We start from the raw sequence: 20,849 nt of genomic DNA, 5'->3' as shown, positions 1-20,849 counted from the left end.
GTCAGAGGCTTGTGGGGGCGGTGGTAGGCGGTCCGGGCGGTCTGGTCGGGGGCGGCAGGGGGTCGTAGGGCGGTGTCTGCGGCCCGTATCCCGGGTGGTGGGGTTTCGGGGCTGGGGTGCGGGCTGCGGGGCGCGTCGTCGGCCATGTCGGGCGTGGTGGGGCCGGGTTGTGCGTGCGGGGCGATGGGGCTGAACGCGGGTTTCGGGTTGGGCGGGTTGTGCTCTGCGGTGGGGTTGCAGCGGGCGGAGTGGGAGGGGGCCGGACCGCCCCCGCCCGCCCGGCCGCCCCTCCGCCCCTCCGGCCGCCCCCACCGCCCCTCGCCCGCCCGGGCCGGGTTGGTTCAGTTGAGGAGGACGATGATGGCGCGGTCGAGGGCGGAAGTGGTCTCGGCGGGGGAGTCGGATCAGCCGATCCGCTAGTCGTTGGCCGCAGCCTTTCCCAGGCGTTCACGAGGTCCACCAGAGCGGCTGGGAGGAGCGCGAGCGACAGGAACCCGGGCCTTCGTGAGCCTGATCAAAGCGGCCTGGTCTCCGTGCCGCAATGCGGCTGCCGTTACGCCACTTGGTATCGAACAAAGAAAATTCTGCACTGCCTCACATCGGCGAGTGGAGAGGCGGCTCGGCAGTGGCTCGCTGGTGGCTCGGCACTGGCTCGTGTGTGTCTGAACTGGGGAAACGCGCCCACATGCCAGCTTCGCGCCGGCCGGTGGCCGCGTTCTCCCGCCTCGTCGTGTTTCGAACATCCACGATTGGGATGACAATTTCGCTCGTCAGTTTCTCCATTACTTCACGTCAGCACCAGACGGATTCGATCCCGCTTCCCGGGCGCCATCTGCCGATGCCCGCCACTCCGCCCTGCCCCTCGCCGGTCACGCGACCTCGTACTTCCACCCCTCACCGACGACCATCTGACCCCCTGCCTCCGACACGTCGCACCCTGCCCCCTCCGTCCTCGGCCCCGGGCTCGTTCGTCGAACGAGTCCGGACCATGTGGTTGCCCCGATCACCTGCCCGCCCCTCTGCCCAAGCTATTCACCAGCCGACCGAGCCACGCACAGACACCGACCCCGATCTCCGCGACCACGACTGCCGGCGCGGCACCCGTGGGGCGGGCCGAGTGGTGACCGCCCCACTCCTGCGCAATTTCACCCTGCAAGATCGCGGGCTTGACGCCATGGCCGAGATGGAGTGTCCATCGTCCATGCCCGGTGCGGCAGCCGGGCCGCCACCGCGCCATGCACCGCTGCCCGGAGACCCGAAGACGAAAGGAGATCGCCATGGATCCGGACGGGGCGGTGCGCGCATGACGCGAGGTGGAACAACCGGCTGCTGACCGTGGAAGAGGTCGCGGCGTGGCTGCGGGTCAGTGAGGTCACCGTCAGGAACAAGTACCGCACCTGGGGGATCGAACCCCAGAAGGTCGGGCGTCTCCTGCGGTTCCGCGAGCGCGACATAGCCAACTACCTGGAGGAGCCCTACGGGTGAGACCGAGTGCCCGAAGCGAGCGAGCAAGGAGTCAGGCGCGGTGGCCACCGTCTACCAGAGGTGCAAGAGCGACAAACGCAACGTCAACTATCCGTGTACAAAGCCCGGTGCGGACATCCGTGGACGGTCAGCTACCGCGAACCGGGCGGCGCTGAACGGCAGCCGAGCTTCGAGAAGAAGTCCCAAGCTGACGCTTTCGCCGACAGGCTGCAGCGCGACAAGTACGAGAGGGCCTCTACCTCGACCCCAAACGCGGTGAGGTCAGCCTGAGCGCCTACGCCGCGGAGTGGCTGGAGCGCCAGGTCATCAGCGACTCCACCTACCGCAACTACGAGAGCTTCCTGCGGATCCATCTACTCCCTCGCCTGGGTGGCAAGACGATCGCGGGGGTGGAGCAAAAGGACGTCGAGACTTTCGTCGCTGCGCTGGGGAAGGACCTCGCCTCGAGTACGGTGTGCGATCGCATGAAGTTGGTCACCAGCCTCTTCCAGACCGCGATCAAGGAGAAGAGACGGGCGGATGACCCCACTGAGGGCATCAAACTGCCCCGTAGCGCGACGCATGCGGTTGACGAGGACGAGATCCCCACTCTGGACGAGGTCGATCTCATCGCCAAGCAGATCTCACCCCAGTACCGCCTGACCGTGTACCTGCAGGCCGGGGCCGGCCTGCGCATCAGTGAGACCCTGGCGTTCACCACCGACTGTGTCCGCTCCGACTTCCTGCGCGTGCGCCGGCAGGTCAGCGCGAAGGCGCACCGCGACGGCTGCAAGACACGCTTCATCCCGCTCAAGCACCGAGCCGAGGGGGAGTACCGGGACGTTCCCCTGCCCGCCTTCCTCGCCGGGGAGATCGACGCGCACCTGTGGGAGTGGGGAACGGTGACGACGGCGGGGATGGAGGTGCTGTTCGCGCCGCGCGACCGGGGCAAGGGCATCATGCCCACGGCGAACACTTACGCCTACCACTTCAGAAAGGCACTCAAGGCCGCGGGCCTCGTCAAGCCGGACGGGAGCCCGAAGTACACCCCGCACGGTCTGCGCCACTTCTTCGCCTCCACCGCCCTCGCCCACGGCATCCCCCTCCACGAGGTCTCCCGCTGGCTGGGCCACAAATCGATCAAGACCACCGTCGACGTCTACGGCCATCTCATCCCCGCCCCCTGGGACCGCTGCCGAACCGTGATGCAGACCGCACTGCGCCCCGGATTGCCCACGGCCTGATCGGGCAGGGCTGGCGCAACTGTGTGGCTGATACCGGTATGGAACACGGGCTCGATGCAACGCCGCCCGACCGGAGCCGCAAACAAGGGCTGGCCGTGCCACACCCCCTGTGACCTGCGGAGATTCGCTTGTCGTGACGATTTCAGGTTCTGATCCTCGGCGGCGCGATACAGATGAGAAGGGGCGTGAACGGCGGTCTTCCGGGGCTCGGGTCACGATCGAAGCGACGTACGACGCGGGATCAAGATCGCTCACAACCCCTTTCGGGGACCCTAGGACGCCTCTCGGTCGCAGGCTCCCAGAGGTGACGAACGCTGCCCGGCAGGCGAGGCTCTCTGCCGGGCAGCATCGTCCTAGACAACAGTTCACTGTTGCCTGTTGCAGTCGCGGCTACTCGCCACTTTCCCCTTCGAGGCCTCCGAGAAGGCGTTCAGCGAGTTCGGCGAGAGTTTCTCCGTCTTGGGTGACCCAGCGGGCAGTACCTTGGTTGGAGACAGGGCGTCCTTCCCAGTCGGCGAGTTCCCACATGCGCGAGACCAAGCCGCTGGGGGAATAGCGCTGTCGGTCGTACTCCCAGATGAGTGCCTTGCCAGTGTTACCGGTCCATGTGGCACGGGATCGGGTCGGGTCCGCCGAGAGCCATGCCTCCAACGCCTCCTGCTCGGCCGGGACATAGAGGCTGAGACGGAGCGGCGCTCCCTCCGAGAGCGCCCGCTGGTTGACGATCACATGGACTGAGTTGGGGCGGCGCGGCTTACGCGGCCGTTCATCCTTGCGGAGATACTGGGACACATCTCGTGTCTCGCCGCCTGCGGACAGTACAAGCAGAATGTCTGTCACGAGCGCGGCGCACTCAGCGTCGTCGATACACACCCGCTTGAGGTCGGAGCGGGTTCCATGCCGAGCATCCAGAACGCCCAGCAGCACGGGCACCGTGCGTGCCAGCAGTTCCGGGATACGCCTGCTCGCTCTGGTGAACCAGGCGGCATCGGCTTCTGAGGGGTCGGGCTCGCCGATGCCGGCGTCCTCTTCCAACAACTGCCGGAACACGAGGTGCGTGAGGAGGTAGCTGCCGTCGTCGATGACCGCTGCGCCGCGCTTTTCGTACTTGTCGCGCACCGGACGGAGGGCCCTGCGGGTCTCGCGGAGGACGCGGACCGCATTCCAGGTCTCGAAGACGCCGGGGACGGTACGAAACAGCGGGTCGTAAATGCCGCCGCCACCACGTTCCCACAACACGTCGGTAGAGTCTGCCGCGACCAGCCGAGCGGTGAACCGGCTTCCGGAATGTGCGCAGGCCAGCGCGGTCGCCGCCTCGACGACGGAACAGCCCTCGTCTCCTTGTGGCTCCAGGTCGCCCCGACGGACGCTGTACACGAGGTCGAGTTCTGCTCGGAACTCCTCGATGAGGACGGCCTGGATGGGATCGAGGGCGATGCGGTCCCGGTCCTCAATGTGATTCTGCCGGTTGGTGGCCTGGGTGGTGCGCTTGGCGAAGTCGGTATCGCCCCCGGTAACGATGATGCGGACTCCGACCTCGGCCAACTCCGCGTCTTCGTCCTCCTTGGCCGCGTCGATGACAGCGCGCACGGTCTGGGCGCCGTTTACGACGCTCGCGCCGTGAGTGGTCAGTCGGAGCGGGAGACGTTCCGGCTGCTTCTTGGACCCCTTCTCGACCTCCACGGAGTCACACAGGATGGTGATGCCGTTGTTGAAGTACCAGAAGTTGGAGGGCTCTTCGGTGAGGGTCTCCACCAACTCGCTGTTGATGGGCGTCACTCCGAGCGGGTTGCGTATGTTGTGGTCGAAGAGTCGGTTGCCGTACGCGGCCCACTCCACGATCTGCTCGGCCTGTACCACGCCTTGGTACGCCTGCTGGTCCGACGGGGAGCAGGCAAACCACGGGGACAGAGTCACCTCGAGAGTGATCGGCTCGGGCCTCTGGTCGTCCCGGGCTCTCGCGTAGATCTCCGGGGAGTGGATCACACGGTGGAAGACGTGGGTCCCGTCGTGGTTGAAGTCCTTCTCCCCGTTCGCGATGGCCTGGCATACTCCTGGGGAGAGTTCTTTCGTCCCCATGAGGATGATCACCTGGGTCACCTTGGTGAGGTCCGAGCCCAAGAGCTCTTTGGCCTGGTCGGCCAGTACTCGGCCTCGCGGATTGAACTGCCGTGATTCCCCAGCATCTATCAGGGTGAGCCCGGAGAAGAGCTTCAGAACTGCGGTCTCGTCGGCTTTGGCTGATCCTGACTCGCTCCACTTAGCCTGGACGAGGTAGATGTGGGCGTTGTCCTGGTCGACGGCTATCGCGTCGATGCCCTGGTCACCTCCGCCGTCGATGACGCACGCTGCTGACTGGGCAGGCGTCCAGTCGGTCACCATACGCACGGCGTGTGCGGCGAGGGCACGGGAACGCCGAGCGATGACGAGGTCCTCCGGCCTGCGGTTGCCGAAGTCGCTCATGTCGATGAGGTCGCCGTACGCTGAGTCTAGGAAGTTGGCGACTTGCCGGACCTGTGTGGGAACGTCGGGGCGGCGCGGAGGGGTGCTCATGGTTCTCCGGGGCAGGGTGTCGACGGTGTGGGGCGGTGCAGCGTGGTAGCTGAACTACTGGCTGGGACAAGTGAGTCCACGACGGCCACTGCTGCTCGCGCTGTTCCGTTTGACGACGATAGCGGCAGCAACATCGTGCGGGGAGCCGAAGTCCTGGCGGTCTTCGACGACGTCCGGCCCAGAGTTCCAGGTTGATGCTGCGATGGGCGAACAGTTTGGCCACGGGCTACGGCTTGAAGCGAACCGAGGGGTTCGACTTGTACGGTCGGGTCCTGGGCGGAGCGCGATCCAGATGGAGATGGGCGCGAGGCGCGGTTCTCCAGAACCACGGTCGCCGTCGAGGGCGCGTACCGTTGTTCGTAGCTACCCGCAGGTGAATGTCCTCGGCGGGATACGCAACATAGGAACCGGGAACCCTGCTAGGTGGAGGGGGCTCGCCGGGTCTGCCGTGATGCGGCCGATCTTGTTGTTTGGAGCTGGGAACGCCCATGTTCGGGACTGCGCCCCACAGAGTGGCGGTACCGGCGAGGCGGTGCCCCGGACGGACCGCATCGGACTGTGTGACCGGGGCGCCGTGGGCGGTATTGGCCAATCCTACGCGGTCCGTCGGGGTACCCTCGCGCCACCGCGCCTGCCTCAGCCCGCCAGCACCGTCAGAAGGGCATGCGAGCGACAAATCCCCTCGAGAACCCGGATCAGAGGCCACAGTTGACAGGGCATCGCAAGAACTGAGCCTCGCGTAAGGCATCGGTTAGTTCTCCTCGCTCGGCGCCAGTTCCAGGGGGAACTCGATGAGCGTTGCCGCACGCAGTTCCTCGTCCCTCAGCAGGGTGAGGATCTCGGGTGGCTCGTCGCTCATGACCACGGGTGCTCCTGGCAGCACAGCCTGGCGCAACATCGCCTGCCACACGTCGGCGAACGGCTGCCCCTCCAGTACCGCCAGAGCATGGCGCATGGATGTCTCGTCTGCCTGCTGCCGGCCCCGATCCCAGTCCCGCAGCACGGTACGAATGTTCCTGCGCGCCAGCTCCCGGCCCGCCGCCAGCCGCCGCTCGGGCAGATTCAAGCCCAGCACCTCGATGGTCGACCGTCCTTTGCGCGTCAGGCCGCGGTACTCGTAGTCCCTGAAGTCCAGCCAGAGATGTGTGAACGGGTTATCCCGAGTCGGATCGATCAGCAGAGGCTCACCGCTTTCCTCGTCGCACTGCCACCAGTCCCGTTTGTATGTGCTGTTGCAGGGGCCGCATACCAGCAGGTGGTTGGGCCAGACGAAGGTCTTGAGCGCGTCGTGTTCCCGTGGTTCAAAGTGCTCGATATCGGTCGCGGTGTAGCCACCGCAGTACATGCAACAGCCGAGGACTCCCGGAGCCATCCGGAGGAGCACCGCACGCAATGCCGGTTTGACGTCACTCGCGTTGTCCCACAGGTTGTCGGCGTACTTCTTGCGCAAACCTCCCGCTACGTCCCTGAGACTGATCCGTCCGGTCAGCAGGGCCATGCGTGTCTCGACTGCCCCGGGCAAGCTGAGGCGCTGAATCGGAATCACCCGTCGCGCTCCCGGGAGAACCGGTACCGCTCCATCACCTCGTCGACCCGGGCCGCTGGAGAGCTGGAGAGCTGCTCGCGGAGGTGCAGGTATTCCTCGGTCTGCCCGGCATCGGCCCGGCCGAGGAGGACCTCGTACTCCAGCTCGGCCAGTCTGCCGCGCAGGTCACACGCCTTGTCCGAATATGGCGAGTCCAGTCCGAACAGAGCGGAGAGCGCTGCGTCGTCCCCCGTCCCGTACACGATCCGCCCATACAGGTCCTCGCCTACCACCTGCGGCGGCTCCTGCTCCCCGATTCCCGGCAGCCGGATCAGCCCACCCGGGTCCGCGGCCTGGCAGATGTACGGGCTGTGGGTGGTGACGATGAACTGGATCGCCGGGAAGTGGGTGGTGAGCCACCGCCCAATGCGTTGCTGCCAGGACATGTGGAGATGGGCGTCGATCTCGTCGACGAGCACCACACCCGGGTGCGGCAGCACTACTGTGCCGCTGTCCCGTTCCTTGAACGCGAGGACCCCGTATGCCGCGTGCATCTGTCGGACGATGTCCAGGACCAGTGCGACCACGGTCCGCTGCCCGTCGCTCATCCGCCGGAGCTCGATCTGGGCGCCCTCCGGGCCGGTGTCTCCCCGCCGCCGCAGCCACATTCCTTCGGAGTCCACGTCCTCGATGCGGTAGCTGTCCAGCAGTCCGTCGTTGAGCAGCCGGAGTACCCCGGCCTTGAGCTCGCCGATCCCGGGGCGTTCCTCCAGGGAGCGGAGATGGAGCGAAAGCAGCCAATCGAAGGCTTCGGTGAGAGCCGACTGCTCTTCGAAAAGCGTGCGTAGCGAAGCGTCCCGATCGAGCTGCTGCGGTGCGCGCTCGTAGAGACCTGTGCCAGTGAGACGCCGGAAGGGACCGTACGCGGCGCAGAACCAACCGGGCGGTGGGACCGAGGACCACAGGGCTGCGGTCAGCGGCCGGGGAGCCGAGAAGACCACCTCGGTGGGCGGCTCGAAGTTCGCCATGTCCCCGCCGAACAACCCGGTGTCCTGCTCGGGACGCCAGTCGAGGTGAGCCACCAGCGGCCCGCCTCCGTCGGGCGCCATCGTGTCGAAGGCCGGATCGGCAAGGACAGTGGCCTCCACCATCCCGGTGGGTGCTTCGTGCGACAGGTACTCCTCAAGATCCGGCTCCAGCCGGTGCGCCCGACGCCCACCGGTCAGCGCGAGCGCGAGAGCACGCAGCAGGGTGCTCTTCCCCGCCCCGTTCCGTCCGGCGATCACCGTCCAGCCGGCGTACCCGCCGCCGGGCCGGGCGAAGTCGAGGTCGCAGGCGCGTGGTCCGTGGAATCCACGTACCCCGTTCATCCTGAGCCCCGCCACGTACACCGGCCTGTCCTTCCCTCAGCGTCACTGTGTGTATGCCAACTGTGATGTCGCCCACTGTACGGACCACCTGTGACAGCGGCGTTCCCGGGGCTTGATCCTCGCGTATGCTCCCGGGCCGCGTATACCGACTGCTGTAATCGGTGTACGGACAACGGACCGGGCCGAACAGGGGAGGGCCATGAGCAGCGTCGAGCCGGAGTGGGCCAGGACAGTGGAGGCGGCACTGACCGTCTCGGGCTGGCAGGTGTACGGGCCCGGCGAGCGCGAGCTTGGTGTCGCCCATGAGGCGGTGCGCTCCCCAGTTTCCTCTGCCCTGGTGCTGTTCACCCTGTACGTGCACCGCCGGCCGTGCGGGATCGTTGCCGCCGGACCTCCGCAGAGCGACCAGCAGGACTTGTTCGACACCGCGGCTGAACAGGCCGCCCGGATCGCGATCCGGCATGGTGACCCGGCCTGGCGAGGTGCCCTGCCCTTGCCCTTTCACTACGCAGTGCACGGCTCGCGCTGGTTCTTCCGTAATCTGCTCGATGCCGAGCTCTTCGACGGAACCGTGCCCGCTGACGCCCCCGAGGGCGGTGCCCGCAGCCGTCCGATCTTCGCGCCGCATCGGCCCGACACGGTGGCACGTTGGCTCCGGGATGCCGAGCGGTACCCCGGGGCCCCCACACTGCGCGCCCGCATGCGTGCGCTGCCCGACAGACCGCTCGTGCTGCGACGCAGGCGGGGCCTGCCCGGTCTGCGGCCTGCCCAGTACCGTGCTGTCCAGGGGCTGGAGCGGTCCTTCGCGCAGGGGGACCAGAGGGCGCTGATCCAGATGGCTACCGGTGCGGGCAAGACCTACGCGGCGGTGGAGTCCACGTACCGGATGCTGCAGCATGCCGGTGCCCGCCGGGTGCTCTTCCTGGTCGACCGCCACAACCTCGGTGGGCAGGCCCGCGACGAGTACCGCGGCTACACCCCGTTCGGCTCGAGGAAGACGCTCCACGAGCAGCTGCCACTGCGCCACTTCACCAAGGGCGACGTGGCGGAGTCCGACCGGATCGTGATCTCCACGATCCAACGCCTGTGGTGCAAAATTTCCGGCGTCACGATGCCCGACCCCGAGGACGAGGAGTTCGAGACCCGGCGGGCGGCGAAGCTTGCGGGCGAGCTCGCCCGGGTGGGCTACCGCGAGGAATTGCCGCCCGATTTCTTCGACGTGATCATCGTCGATGAGTGCCACCGCTCGATCTACGGCCGCTGGCGGCCGGTCCTGGAGTACTTCGACGCGCACATCGTGGGCCTGACCGCAACACCGGTCCAGGAGACCTTCGGATTCTTCCGCAATCTTGTCGCCCAGTACACTCAGCAGGAAGCGGTCGCGGACGGCGTCAACGTCGACTATGACGTCTACAAGATCACCACTAGGATCACCCTGGATGGTGCGACCATCCCCAAAACCCTCGAAACCAGGCACCCCGACGGTACGTTGGAACGCCTCAACTCCGTCATCAACAAAATCCACAAGGACACGCGGGCCGAGCACTGGCACACCATGGCCGAGGATGACCCCTACGCACCCGCTGAGATCAACCATCGGGTACGGTCCGCCGACCAGATCCGCACCATCGTCAATACCTTCCGGGACAAGCTCTTCACCGAGATTTTCCCGCCGGTAGCAGACCGTGACACCGGTGAGATCCGCCCCCGCGAGATCGTCCCGAAGACCTTGATCTTCGCTCAGAACGAGCTGCATGCTGATGCCATCGTCACGGCCGTGCAGGAGGCATTCGGGGCCGGTGACAAGTTCTGCCGGAAGATCACCAGCAAGGCCGCCCGCCCGAAGAAGGCCCTGAACGACTTCCGCACCAAGCGCAACCCGCGCATCGCGGTCACCGTCGACATGATCGCCACAGGCACGGACGTGCCCGCGCTGGAGTGCCTGGTCTTCATGCGGGATATCCAGAGCTGGTCCTACTTCGAGCAGATGAAGGGCCGAGGCGCCCGCAGCATCGAGGACTGCAAGCTGCGTGCGGTGACCCGGGATGCCGTCCACAAGGACCGCTTCGTGATCGTCGACGCGGTGGGCATCACCGAACATCCCAAGACGGACTCCCGCCCGCTGGTCCGCGACGATGAGGCGCCCGTACCGAGCCTGGAGCGCCTACTGCAGGCATGCGGAGAGCGGCGTGCCCTGCACCGGGACGACGCGGCGACCCTTGCTGGGCGGCTCAGTCGGCTCGGGCAGCGGCTCGACGAGGCCGCCCTGGCGTCGATCGAAGAGCTGCTCGGCGAGGAGATGTCGTACGAGGGGCTGGTCGGTGGTCTTGTCCGGGCCGCGGACACCAACCGTCGGGAAGAGGCGCGTGCACGGGGCGACGCGGTCCCCGACGAGATCGACGACCTTGCCGCGGCGGCACGGCCGCTGGTGGAAAACGAGGCCCTGCGCGCCGCGCTGCTCGAAGCCGCCCGCGACCGCTGGCTGCATGTCGACCACATCAATCAGGATTCGCTGGTCGAGGCGCGCGGTCTGCAGGATGAGGAAGAAGCGCGCCAGGTCGTCACAGACTGGCGCGCTTACATAGCCGAGCATGAGAACGAGATTTTGCCGCTTCGTATCTCCTTCCAGGAGCGGCGGCCTCCAGGCGAGGTACTTGCGGCCCTGCGGGATCTGGTGGCGAGTGTCCGAGCGACGCGTCCCGAATGGACCGAGGCCCGGATCTGGAAGGCGTACGTCGATCTGGGGGTCGCCCGGGGCGGTCGGCGGCGAGGTGCAGGGCTTGTCGAGCTTCTTTCCGTGATGCGATTCGAGCTAGGGCTGGATGGCGACGAGTTTCGGCCGTATCGCAGTACTGTGGAGGACCGTCTGGAAGCGTGGCTGGCCCGCCAGGAGACGGCAGGCGTCACTTTCGACGAACAGCAGCTGATGTGGCTGCGGATGGTCGTGGACGTGGTCGCGGCGAACGCGACGGTGAGTGTGTCGTCGTTGAACGAGGGGCCGCGGCTGCACGCAGGCGGGTTCGGGGCCTTCGTGGATGCCTTCGAGGACAGTCGGTGGACGCCGGGTGAGCTCGTGGACGAACTGGACAGAGAATTGGGTGCGTGAGTTAGTGAGCGGGAGAGCGGTGGCGGCGGCTGAGGAGCGGCTGCCGGAAGGGTGGGCGTGGGCGACGCTGGGGGACGTGGCTGAGGTACGGCTCGGACGTCAGCGCTCCCCTAAGCACGCCCAGGGCGACCAGATGCGTCCGTACATCCGTGCCGCGAACGTGGACTGGGCGGGTCTACGCCTCGACGACGTGAAGAAGATGAACTTCACGGATGACGAAGCCGATGTGTACCGGCTCCACCCTGGTGACATCGTGCTCAACGAGGCGTCGGGTAGCGCGAGCGAGGTAGGCAAGCCCGCGCTGTGGAGCGGCGAGATCGAGGACTGCTGCTTCCAGAACACGCTGCTCCGGGTTCGGCTCGGTGGTGGTGAGCCGCGCTACTTTCTGCGATACCTCTGGCACGTGGCAGCCGACGGCGGCTTTGGCAACGCCACCCGTGGCGTAGGCATCCACCACCTGGGGGCAGCCAAACTGCAGCGCTGGCCAGTGCCGGTGCCTCCGTTTGCCGAGCAGCAGCGTATCGTCGCCGCGCTCGACACTCGGATGGCCCGGCTCGACGCTGTGGAACGATCCCTCGCCCAAGCCCGCAAGGACCTGTCCGCCCTGCGCAAGGCCGTCCTCCTAGACGCCGTCCCGGACCAAACCCAGTGGCCCTCCACCTGGCAGGCAACCACCACTGGCCAGGCAGGCGCTGTCGAGCTCGGCCGAGCCCGTCACCCTGACTGGCACGACGGCCCGAAGTTGCGCCCATATCTCCGCGTCGCCAACGTCTTCGAGGACCGTGTCGACACCACCGATGTGAAGTCCATGGATTTCTCCGGCGTCTTCGGCAAGTACCGCCTGGAGCCGGGCGACATCCTGCTCAACGAGGGGCAGAGCCCGCACCTCGTGGGCCGCCCCGCGATGTACCGGGGTATCCCGGAAGGCGTCGCCTTCACCAACAGCCTGCTCAGGTTCCGGGCACGCCCGGATGTCCTGCCCGGCTGGGCACTCCTCGTCTTCCGCCGTCATCTGCACGCCGGCCGGTTCATGCGCGAAGTCCGCATCACGACGAATCTCGCCCATCTCAGTGGAGCCCGTCTCAAGAACGTCGAGTTCCCCGTTCCTCCTCTCGACGAGCAGCGGAAGCTGATCCACAAGACCAAACATCGGCTCGCCACCCTCGACCACATCGAGCGGAATCTGGACCGTGCCGCCTCCGACAACGCCATCCTCCGCCGCGGCCTCCTCGCCCACGCCTTCGCCGGCCGTCTCGTCCCGCAGGACCCTGCGAACGACGAGCCCGCCGAGGATCTCCTCAAGCGGATCAGGGTCGAGCGCGAAGCCGCCGAAGCCGAGCGCAAGGCCGTCCGCCGTGCGGCCCGCGCAAAGAAGAATGTGAAGAGTAAGCAGTCGGCAGCCAACTCGCCACCTCCCCCGCCCCACCGGGAAACCACCTTCCCGTCCGGTGAACAGACCGCCCTCCCCTTGGAGTTCAGCTCGTGAATCCGGAAGCCCGCCGGCTCGTCGATCGCCTGTGGACCTACTGCAATGTTCTGCGCGACGACGGCGTGTCCAGCCTGGAGTACCTGGAGCAGCTCAGCTTCTTGGTCTTCCTCAAGATGGCCCACGAGGTCGAGGAGCTGAACGCGTACATCAGCGATCCCTCCGAGCATCAGCACATCCTCCCCACCACCCCTGAGTGGCAGCGCCGCGGTTGGCGCGAGCTCGTTGACGTGGATGGCGAGCCGCTGGAGAAGGCGTACACCGCACTCCTCACCGACCTCGGCCACCGCGCTCCTGAGGGTGAGGAAACGACCCTCAGCCTGATTTTCAACCGGGCCCGCAACCGGATTGAGAACGCTGCCAACCTCCGTCGTCTCGTCTCCGACCTGATCAACAAGGAGAAGTGGTACGGCTCCCGCACTGACATCAAGGGCGCCGCTTACGAAGCCCTGATCGCTCGCAGCGCGGAGGACACCAAGGCCGGCGCGGGCCAGTACTTCACCCCTCGTGTGCTGATCGAGTCGATCGTCCGCTGCATGCGGCCCACTCCGTACGACACAATCACCGACCCGGCCTGCGGCACCGGTGGCTTCCTCCTTGCCGCCTACGCGTACATCCTGAGCGAGTACGCCAAGGACGACATCCCCGACGACGTCTACGAGCGTCTCCGCACTGGCGGCATCTGGGGCACCGAGATCGTGCCCTCAACCGCCCGCCTCGCCGCGATGAACATGCTGCTGCACAATCTCGGCGACCCTACGGGCAAGCCCTTGATCAAGGTCGGGGACGCGCTTGCCAAGCCGCCTTCAGATCTCGCCAGCGTCGTCCTCGCGAACCCTCCCTTCGGCCGCAAGTCGTCCCTCGCGATCACGGGCGTGGGCAAGAAGGATAGCGGCGACCGGGAGGACATCGCCTACCATCGCCCTGACTTCTGGTTGGGTGAACAGACCACCACCAACAAGCAGTTCAACTTCTTGCAGCACATCGGCACCCTGCTCACCGACCGTGGCCGGGCTGCCGTAATCCTCCCGGACAACGTCCTCTTCGAGGGCGGCAAGGACAGCGCAGGCGCCCAGATTCGCCGCGAGCTCCTGACCAACTATCGTCTGCACACTATGCTGCGGCTTCCTGCGGGGATCTTCTACGCGGGCGGTGTGAAGGCGAATGTCCTCTTCTTTGACGCGGTTCCCGACCACCGCGAAGAGTCCGATTCGCCGCGCACCGACCGGCTCTGGATCTACGACCTGCGTACCGGGAACCGCTTCACGCTCAAGCAGAATCCGCTCCGGCCGGAGCACTTGGCCGACTTCGAGAAGCGGGCGTTCTCGCCCGAGGACCCGGACCACTCGCACCGCGAGGAATCCGAGCGCTTCCGCGTGTATGAGACGGGTCCTCTCCTCTCCGACCCGGCCGTGAACCTGGACATTGGACTGATCGATCCGGCCACCTCAGATTCCGTCTCGATCCCCGAGCTCACCGCCTCGGTTGCCAGCGACCTCCGCGCGGCCCTGTCCGAGATCGAGGCATTCGCAGAGGAACTCGGCGTCGACCTCACCATGGCACCGGAGGACTGATACGAATCGGCGCACTTCCAGGTCGTCACCGTGAAGACCGGCACCTACGCGCTTGTCATCGTGGCGACCCGGCTGCGCAAGGAGGCGCTAACTCCGGCAAGGGCGCTGCGTCGTTGCTGCGCGAGAAGCTGGCCACGGTGCGATCCAGGGGCGGGTGCCGCAAACAAGGGCTGGTCGTGCCGCACCCTCTTTGACCTGCGGAGATTCGCTCGTCGTGACCATGCGAGGAGTTCCCCGTGCCCCATTACGACTCGGTGTGGAACACCGCCCCCACCTCCGCCCCCGCCCAACGCAAAGGCCGCTACGTCCCCAGCTCGGCGGCCCACCCCGCCAAGATGCACCCCGGCATCGCCGCCCCCCCCGCCATCACCACCTACACCAACCCCGGTGACCTGGTCCTCGACCCCATGTGCGGCATCGGCACCACCCTCGTCGAAGCCCTCCACATCGGCCGCAACGCCCTCGGCATCGAATACGAACCCCAGTGGGCCACCCTCGCCTCCGTCAACGCCCGCACAGCCGCACAAACAAGTGGCACAGGCACCGGCATCGTCTGCTGCGGTGATGCCCGACGCCCCACCGACCTCGCCCCCGCCGATGCCCGCGGCGCAGTAGATCTCGTAGTCACCTCACCCCCATACGGGGCCAGCGTCCACGGACAGGTCCGCTCAAGCAGGGAGTCCGGCGAACCCGGCGTTGCCAAGAAGGACTTCCGCTACAGCCACGACCGCGCCAACCTCGCCCACGTCCCGACCGCCCACCTCCTGGAGGCGTTCACCGAGATCCTCGCCCAGTGCCGCACGATGCTCCGCCCCGGCGGCACGGTCGTCGTCACGACCCGCCCCTGGCGCGAGCACGGCGAACTCATCGACCTGCCCTCCGCCATTCTCGCCGCCGGCAAGACGGCCGGCCTCACCCTGTCCGAACGCTGCGTCGCCCTCCTCGCCGGTATCCGCAACGGACGTCTCGTCACCCGCCCGTCGTTCTTCCAGATGAAGAACGTGCGCGACGCCCGCCGGCAAGGCATCCCCCTTTCAGTGGTGCAGCACGAGGACGTACTTGTCTTCACCCGCTCCCGGACCGCGCCGAGCTGCAAAAACATGGCCTTGACGACGTGCCCGAGTCGGAGCGTCCACGGCCTCCCCCTGCGGGAGAAGCCTCGCCTGTAGTCCGTCCGCTACGCCGTCACCTGGGCGAGGACCACCGGGCGGAGTTCGACGAGGCGTTCCCCGACGAGGTCCCATCGGCCGCCCGCCGTGGAGAGGGCCGAGCCACCTGATGGTCCTGCACGTCGACGTGCCCTGCTCCTGGACGTCCAGGAGAGGCCGCTCCCGAAGGCGTGTCAGCTGCCGACTACTCGGCTCTCGTGGCCGCCGTCGCCCGCCGCAAGACCCGCATCCCCCGCGCCAGCGCCGCCGACCTCGACGCCGCCTGGCGCGCCTCGGCGCTGCTGGACTTTCTGGTGCGGCTGCAACTTCTGCCGTACCGCAACGCGTTGGTCGACCTGCCAGGTCGCCGTCGCATACATGCACGCCTCCGCTGAAGGCGTCGACCCACCTGGCTGCGTAGGTCACAGCCAAGAACGTTTGTAGGTGCGTTCTGACAACGACCGCGGGTCAGACGTCGATCGCGTGTCCACCAGCAGGGAAATCGGAAGTGCACCCCGAAGGACACGGCCATGTCCGTGGACAAGCTGCAGATGTCAGGAGGCAAGCGTTATGGAGGACTTCACCTGGTCGTAGACCTTGTGGGTGCGCTCGTCGGCACCGGGGTTGTCACCGCCCACCCCCAGCACGATCGTGGCGTCAGGCGTCACCACCGCGAACATCCGTCTCCGGAAGGTCGAGACGTTGGGGTCCGGAGGCTGGACCGTGTAGTCCATCTCCGCGGCAGGGTGCCCCGCGATCGTCAACCGGTTCTTGTACTCGTCGTGGTAGTACTCGCCGTAGTTGCCCATGCCCTGGCCGTCGTAGTCGAGCAGCGCCTTAAGAGGATCGGCGCCCTTCTTGCCCGTGTCGTAGACGCGGACCCAGAGGTCCACCGTCGCTTTCCCGGTCCCCAGCACGACGTCGCAGGGGGCGTACCGGGACCGCTCTTCGTCGTCTGTGTCCCTTTCCGACCGCTTGTTCTTCCACGGCGTCGGGATCTTGAACGTGACCGGCAGCTCGCACGCCGAACGGGCGCCGCCTACCGACGCGACGTGGTCGCCCTCGCCCCGCGCACAGTACAGGGCCGCCCCGGCCAGCAGCGCGGTACCCAGCACCCCCGCGCTCCGTCGTCGTATGCGGCTCGACACCCGGGTCCCCCTCCCTCTGGTTCCGCCGAACGGTAGCCGACTTCCCGCAAAACGACTCAACTGACGCGGTAGAGGCCAGGCGACTGGGGACCGCCGCCGGCGGCCCGGGGTCGGTGACTTCGGTCAGCCGCAGGTGCGCGTCGTGGGTGTATGTGTAGCGGGCTCCGTCAGGAGTGACGCGGGCGGCCAGGCGCGCCGGATGCGGATTTCGAGCCGCTCGACCGGACGTACACTCTGCCCATGGGGCGTACACGTGCGGTGCGGGAGTGCCTGCAGCAGGCCCCCTGTGCGCTGCGCCCAACCGTTGCGGGTTCGGCGGCCGTCGGCCCGGCGACCGCAGCCGACGCCGAGGCGCCGGAGATCGGTCGCGGCGCGTTGCACGGCCACGGCTAGCGATTCTCAGCTGCCCTTACTCGGGGGCCATGCCCCCAGCTCACCGCACTTCGACGAACACCGCAGGACTTCGCCCGCCAGGCTGAGCTTTCGGCTTCCGGCTCTCCTCGGACGTGTCCCGCGCCATCTGCTTCACGGCATCACCGCAGCTTCCGGCGCGCCGCCGGCGCTGCCGCTTGGCTACGGCCGAACAACCGGTCCGAGCCATCTTCGAAGGGATCAGGGATCATTGTGAAGCTGAGCGAGCTGCTTGCCGGCCACGACCACCACGTTCTCCATGGGGACCCGGAGACTACGTGGATCACGGCGGGAACGACCTTCGACGCCAGCCGGGTGACGCCGGGTTCGCTGTTCATCGCGGTGCCCCACCACCGTGAAGGCGGTCCCGGCTCCGTCGGGCCGGCCCTCGCACGCGGCGCGGCGGCGGTACTCGTCGACGGCAGGGAACCGGATCTTCCGGCGTCGGTGTGGGCGTCGGCGCCGGGGTGAGTGCCGTGCGGGTGCCGGATACCCGGACGGCGGCCGCGGTCGTCGCCTCCCGCTATTTCGGCGAGCCGGGGCGGCAGATGGACATGGTGGCGATCACCGGCACCAACGGGAAGACGTCGGTGTCGTACATGGTCGAGTCGGTGCTGCGGCTCTCCGAGGGCGCGAAGGTGGGGGTCATCGGGACGGCCGGCAGCCGGATCGGCGACGAGCTGATCCCGATGCCGCCCTCGGTGCTGACCACGCCGGAGTCGCCGGACCTGCAGTACCTGCTGGGGTGCATGCGCGACCGCGGGGCCGGCAGCGTGGTGCTGGAGGCCACGTCGATGGCCCTGCTGACGCATCGGGTGGACCGCTCGTTCATCGACGTCGGGGTCTTCACCAACCTGACGCAGGATCACCTGGACGAGCACGGAACGATGGCGGACTACCGGGACGCCAAGATGCGCCTCTTCCAGGGCCAGTGTCGGCGCGCGGTGGTCAACGCCGACGACCCTGTGGGTGCCGGGATCCAGAGGTTGATGCCCGGCGCGGTGACCACGTATGCCCTTGACGCCGAGGCGGACTACCGGGCCACCGACCTCACCGTGGACGCCTGCGGCACGCGCTTCACCCTGCACCACGACGGCCGCAGGTATCCGGCGGCGATCCCTGTCCCGGGGCGGTTCTCGGTGGCCAACGCGCTGGCAGCCGTGGCGGCCTGCCACATTCTGGGGCACGACGTGGGCGGGCTGATCGCCGCGCTCGACCGGATGCCTCCTGTCCCGGGCCGGTTCGAACGCTTTCAGACCCCGCGCGGCACATCAGTGATCGTGGACTACGCCCACTCACCGGACTCCCTGGAGAAGGTCCTGAACACCATCCGCGGCTTCGCCCGCGGCCAGGTCATCACCGTCTTCGGCTGCGGCGGGGACCGCGACACCACCAAGCGAGCCGACATGGGGAGGATCGCTGGAACCCACTCCGACCTGTGCGTCCTCACCTCCGACAACCCCCGCAACGAAGACCCGCAGGCGATCCTGGACCAGATCGCCCCAGGCATCGCGGCGACCGGCACACCATTCGAACGGTTCGCCGACCGCCGTCGGGCGATCGGCTTCGCCCTGTCCGTGGCGGGCCCGGACGATATCGTCCTGGTCGCCGGCAAAGGCAGCGAGTCGCACCAGATCGTCGGTGAAAAACTGCTGCCCTTCAGCGACATGGCAACAGTGCGGGAACTCGCCGGGGCATAGCGGCCCTTCCCGCCTCAGGCGTGACAGCCCCGCACCGCGGCACGGCCGGGCCGTCCTGGACCTGTTCTCGCGCCGCCTGCTCGGCTACGCGATGGGCGCACACCACGACGCCGCCCTGGTCAGCGCGTCGCTCACGATGGCGGCGGCTACCTGGGGCGGGACCGTGGGCGGTGCGATGGCGGGACTCCACCCCCCGCCGCCGCGGAGTTGTTCAACTCGACGATCAAGGTCGAGTACGTCCACCGGCCCCGCTTCACGCCTCGCGCCGGTGCACGGCTGAAGCTCGCCACCTGGATCGCGGACTTCTCCCCTACGCGTCGCAGGCAGCGCGGCCGGCGGTCTGCCGTCAGTGGAGTTCGAACGGGCCATCAACCAGAAGCGTGCCGAGGCCAGTTCGCAGGCCCAGGCCGGTAGCGGACGCCTTCACGCAACCAGGGATTGACAGAATCCATCTCCCCCGGAATGGCGGCGGCAGAACCTGAGAACCCCGGGGGAGCGAGGTCATGAGGAACGACGGACCCGTGCGGCCTTACGGGCCTCGGCCAGCTGGCGGGCCTCGGCGGCGCGGCGGGACTCACCGCCTGAGCGGCCGGGCCGGCCCGGGGTGGTGCCCCGGCCACGGAACGGGGCGCCGCCGCGCTGGGGGCGCTGCGCAGCCGGCGTGCCGACGCCGACGGGGACACCGGAGGGGGCCTGGGCGCCGGTGATGCGGCTCAGTTCGGCCTCGCCGGAGCGGACCTGGGTGGTATGCGGGGTGATGCGTGCGTCCGCCATGAGGCGCGCCATGTCACGGCGCTGGTTGGGCAGGACCAGGGTGACGACGCGGCCGGACTCGCCGGCGCGGGCGGTGCGACCGCCGCGGTGCAGGTAGTCCTTGTGGTCGCTGGGCGGGTCGACGTTGACCACCAGATCGAGATTGTCGACGTGGATGCCGCGGGCCGCGACGTTGGTGGCCACCAGCGCCGTCACCTCGCCGGTCTTGAACCGGGCCAGGGTGCGGGTGCGCTGGGGCTGCGACTTGCCGCCGTGCAGCGCCGCGGCGCGTACACCGCTGTTCAGCAGGTGCTTGGTGAGCTGGTCGACGGCGTGCTTGGTGTCCAGGAACATGATCACCCGGCCGTCTCGGGCCGCGATCTCGGTCGTGGCGGCGTACTTGTCGGCGCCTTGTATGTGCAGCACGTGGTGCTCCATCGTGGCGACCGCGCCCGCCGACGGGTCGACCGAGTGGACCACGGGGTCGTGGAGATAGCGACGGACAAGGAGATCGACGTTGCGGTCCAGGGTGGCCGAGAACAGCATCCGCTGGCCCTCCACGTGCACCTGGTCGAGCAGTTCGGTCACCTGGGGCATGAACCCCATGTCGGCCATCTGGTCGGCCTCGTCCAGGACGGTGATGGTGACCCGGTCCAGGCGGCAGTCCTTGCGCTCGACCAGGTCCTTCAGGCGGCCCGGGGTCGCGACGACCACCTCGGCACCGGCGCGCAGTGCACTGGCCTGCCGGCCGATCGACATGCCGCCGACCACCGTGGCCAGCCGCAGCTTCAGGGACCGGGCGTACGGCGTGAGCGCGTCCGTGACCTGCTGGGCCAGCTCGCGAGTCGGGACGAGGATCAGGGCCAGCGGTTGCCGGGGCTCGGCTCGCTGTCCGGCGGTGCGCGCCAGCAGCGCCAGGCCGAAGGCGAGCGTCTTGCCCGATCCGGTGCGTCCGCGGCCCAGGACGTCCCGGCCTGCGAGGGAGTTCGGCAGCGTGGCCGCCTGGATCGGGAACGGCTCGCTCACGCCGAGGCCGGTGAGCGTCTTCAGCAGCTCGACGGGCATGTCGAGTTCGCCAAAGCCGGCAGCCGCGGGCAGGGCCGGGGTGATGGTGACGGGCAGCGCGAACTCCCCCTGCGGCGCGGAGCCGCGGCGCCCGTATCCGCCGGAACGACTGCCAGGGCGCCCCTGACCCTGCGGGCGGAATCGGGCACCCCGGTCGGAACCGGCGGAGCCACCCTTACGGGGGTTGGAGTAGCGGTCATTCGTGCGAGCTGAGCGGTTCATGGAGAACCTTCCTCGATATGGCACGTATCGAGGAATTCTCGGCGGAGATAAGCCGAATGAATTGCAAGAACGAGCCGGAT

Annotated in this window: 13 protein-coding genes and 2 pseudogenes; 10 read left to right on the top strand and 5 right to left on the bottom strand. The window is 67.6% G+C overall.

The annotated features are described in order from the left end of the window. Positions 1-1,335 precede the first annotated feature (1,335 nt). The 3 genes and pseudogenes from B073_RS0101585 (at position 1,336) to B073_RS47465 (ending at position 2,708) form a co-directional block, all read left to right on the top strand. The gene (locus B073_RS0101585; RefSeq protein WP_018536339.1) at positions 1,336-1,485 is read left to right on the top strand and encodes a helix-turn-helix domain-containing protein; all 150 of its coding nucleotides are present in this window, start codon (positions 1,336-1,338) and stop codon (positions 1,483-1,485) included. A gap of 266 nt (positions 1,486-1,751) precedes the next feature. After that, a pseudogene (locus tag B073_RS48980) lies at positions 1,752-1,853 on the top strand (hypothetical protein); the annotation flags it as partial. Positions 1,854-1,949: 96 nt separating this feature from the next. Then, positions 1,950-2,708, top strand: a complete 759-nt coding sequence (locus B073_RS47465) for a tyrosine-type recombinase/integrase (RefSeq protein WP_018536338.1) — start codon at positions 1,950-1,952, stop codon at positions 2,706-2,708. A 390-nt stretch (positions 2,709-3,098) separates the two neighbouring features. Here B073_RS47465 and B073_RS0101575 read toward each other — a convergent pair whose 3' ends face one another. The 3 genes from B073_RS0101575 to B073_RS0101565 form a co-directional block, all read right to left on the bottom strand. Further along, positions 3,099-5,261 (bottom strand): AIPR family protein, encoded by a 2,163-nt coding sequence (locus B073_RS0101575; RefSeq protein WP_018536337.1) that lies wholly within the window; start codon positions 5,259-5,261, stop codon positions 3,099-3,101. 751 nt (positions 5,262-6,012) lie between these two features. Next, positions 6,013-6,759, bottom strand: a complete 747-nt coding sequence (locus tag B073_RS0101570; RefSeq protein ID WP_202487480.1) for a hypothetical protein — start codon at positions 6,757-6,759, stop codon at positions 6,013-6,015. A 44-nt stretch (positions 6,760-6,803) separates the two neighbouring features. Further along, positions 6,804-8,156: an AAA family ATPase gene (locus tag B073_RS0101565; protein ID WP_199788080.1), complete on the bottom strand. Its 1,353-nt coding sequence runs from the start codon at positions 8,154-8,156 to the stop codon at positions 6,804-6,806. 199 nt (positions 8,157-8,355) lie between these two features. On the opposite strand from B073_RS0101565, the gene B073_RS0101560 reads away from it, so the two are divergent. The 5 genes from B073_RS0101560 (at position 8,356) to B073_RS47460 (ending at position 15,865) form a co-directional block, all read left to right on the top strand. Beyond that, complete coding sequence (locus tag B073_RS0101560) at positions 8,356-11,262, top strand: DEAD/DEAH box helicase family protein (protein ID WP_026246944.1); 2,907 nt, start codon at positions 8,356-8,358, stop codon at positions 11,260-11,262. Between the two features lie 19 nt (positions 11,263-11,281). Continuing rightward, on the top strand, positions 11,282-12,748 hold the full coding sequence (locus B073_RS0101555; RefSeq protein WP_037810646.1) for a restriction endonuclease subunit S: 1,467 nt from the start codon (positions 11,282-11,284) through the stop codon (positions 12,746-12,748). Continuing rightward, a complete protein-coding gene (locus B073_RS0101550; RefSeq protein ID WP_018536332.1) occupies positions 12,745-14,322 on the top strand; it encodes an HsdM family class I SAM-dependent methyltransferase in 1,578 nt (525 codons plus the stop codon). The genes B073_RS0101555 and B073_RS0101550 overlap by 4 nt, the downstream gene beginning before the upstream one ends. A 236-nt stretch (positions 14,323-14,558) precedes the next feature. Further along, positions 14,559-15,491 (top strand): TRM11 family SAM-dependent methyltransferase, encoded by a 933-nt coding sequence (locus tag B073_RS0101545; RefSeq protein WP_018536331.1) that lies wholly within the window; start codon positions 14,559-14,561, stop codon positions 15,489-15,491. A gap of 170 nt (positions 15,492-15,661) precedes the next feature. Continuing rightward, positions 15,662-15,865 (top strand): hypothetical protein, encoded by a 204-nt coding sequence (locus B073_RS47460; RefSeq protein WP_234024963.1) that lies wholly within the window; start codon positions 15,662-15,664, stop codon positions 15,863-15,865. Positions 15,866-16,024: 159 nt separating this feature from the next. On the opposite strand, the gene B073_RS0101535 is transcribed toward B073_RS47460, so the two are convergent. Further along, a complete protein-coding gene (locus B073_RS0101535; RefSeq protein WP_234024962.1) occupies positions 16,025-16,618 on the bottom strand; it encodes a lipoprotein in 594 nt (197 codons plus the stop codon). Positions 16,619-16,858: 240 nt separating this feature from the next. On the opposite strand from B073_RS0101535, the gene B073_RS46180 reads away from it, so the two are divergent. Continuing rightward, on the top strand, positions 16,859-17,011 hold the full coding sequence (locus B073_RS46180; protein WP_158690072.1) for a hypothetical protein: 153 nt from the start codon (positions 16,859-16,861) through the stop codon (positions 17,009-17,011). A gap of 231 nt (positions 17,012-17,242) precedes the next feature. Then, positions 17,243-18,729 (top strand): annotated as a pseudogene (locus tag B073_RS38820) (UDP-N-acetylmuramoyl-L-alanyl-D-glutamate--2,6-diaminopimelate ligase). A gap of 501 nt (positions 18,730-19,230) precedes the next feature. Here B073_RS38820 and B073_RS0101525 read toward each other — a convergent pair. After that, positions 19,231-20,769 (bottom strand): DEAD/DEAH box helicase, encoded by a 1,539-nt coding sequence (locus B073_RS0101525; protein WP_026246943.1) that lies wholly within the window; start codon positions 20,767-20,769, stop codon positions 19,231-19,233. Positions 20,770-20,849: the final 80 nt, after the last annotated feature.

The organism is Streptomyces sp. MspMP-M5 (assembly GCF_000373585.1).
GTDB lineage: Bacteria > Actinomycetota > Actinomycetes > Streptomycetales > Streptomycetaceae > Streptomyces.
The sequence above is the reverse complement of the archived record's forward strand: the minus strand, read 5'-3'. Positions and strand labels throughout refer to the sequence as shown.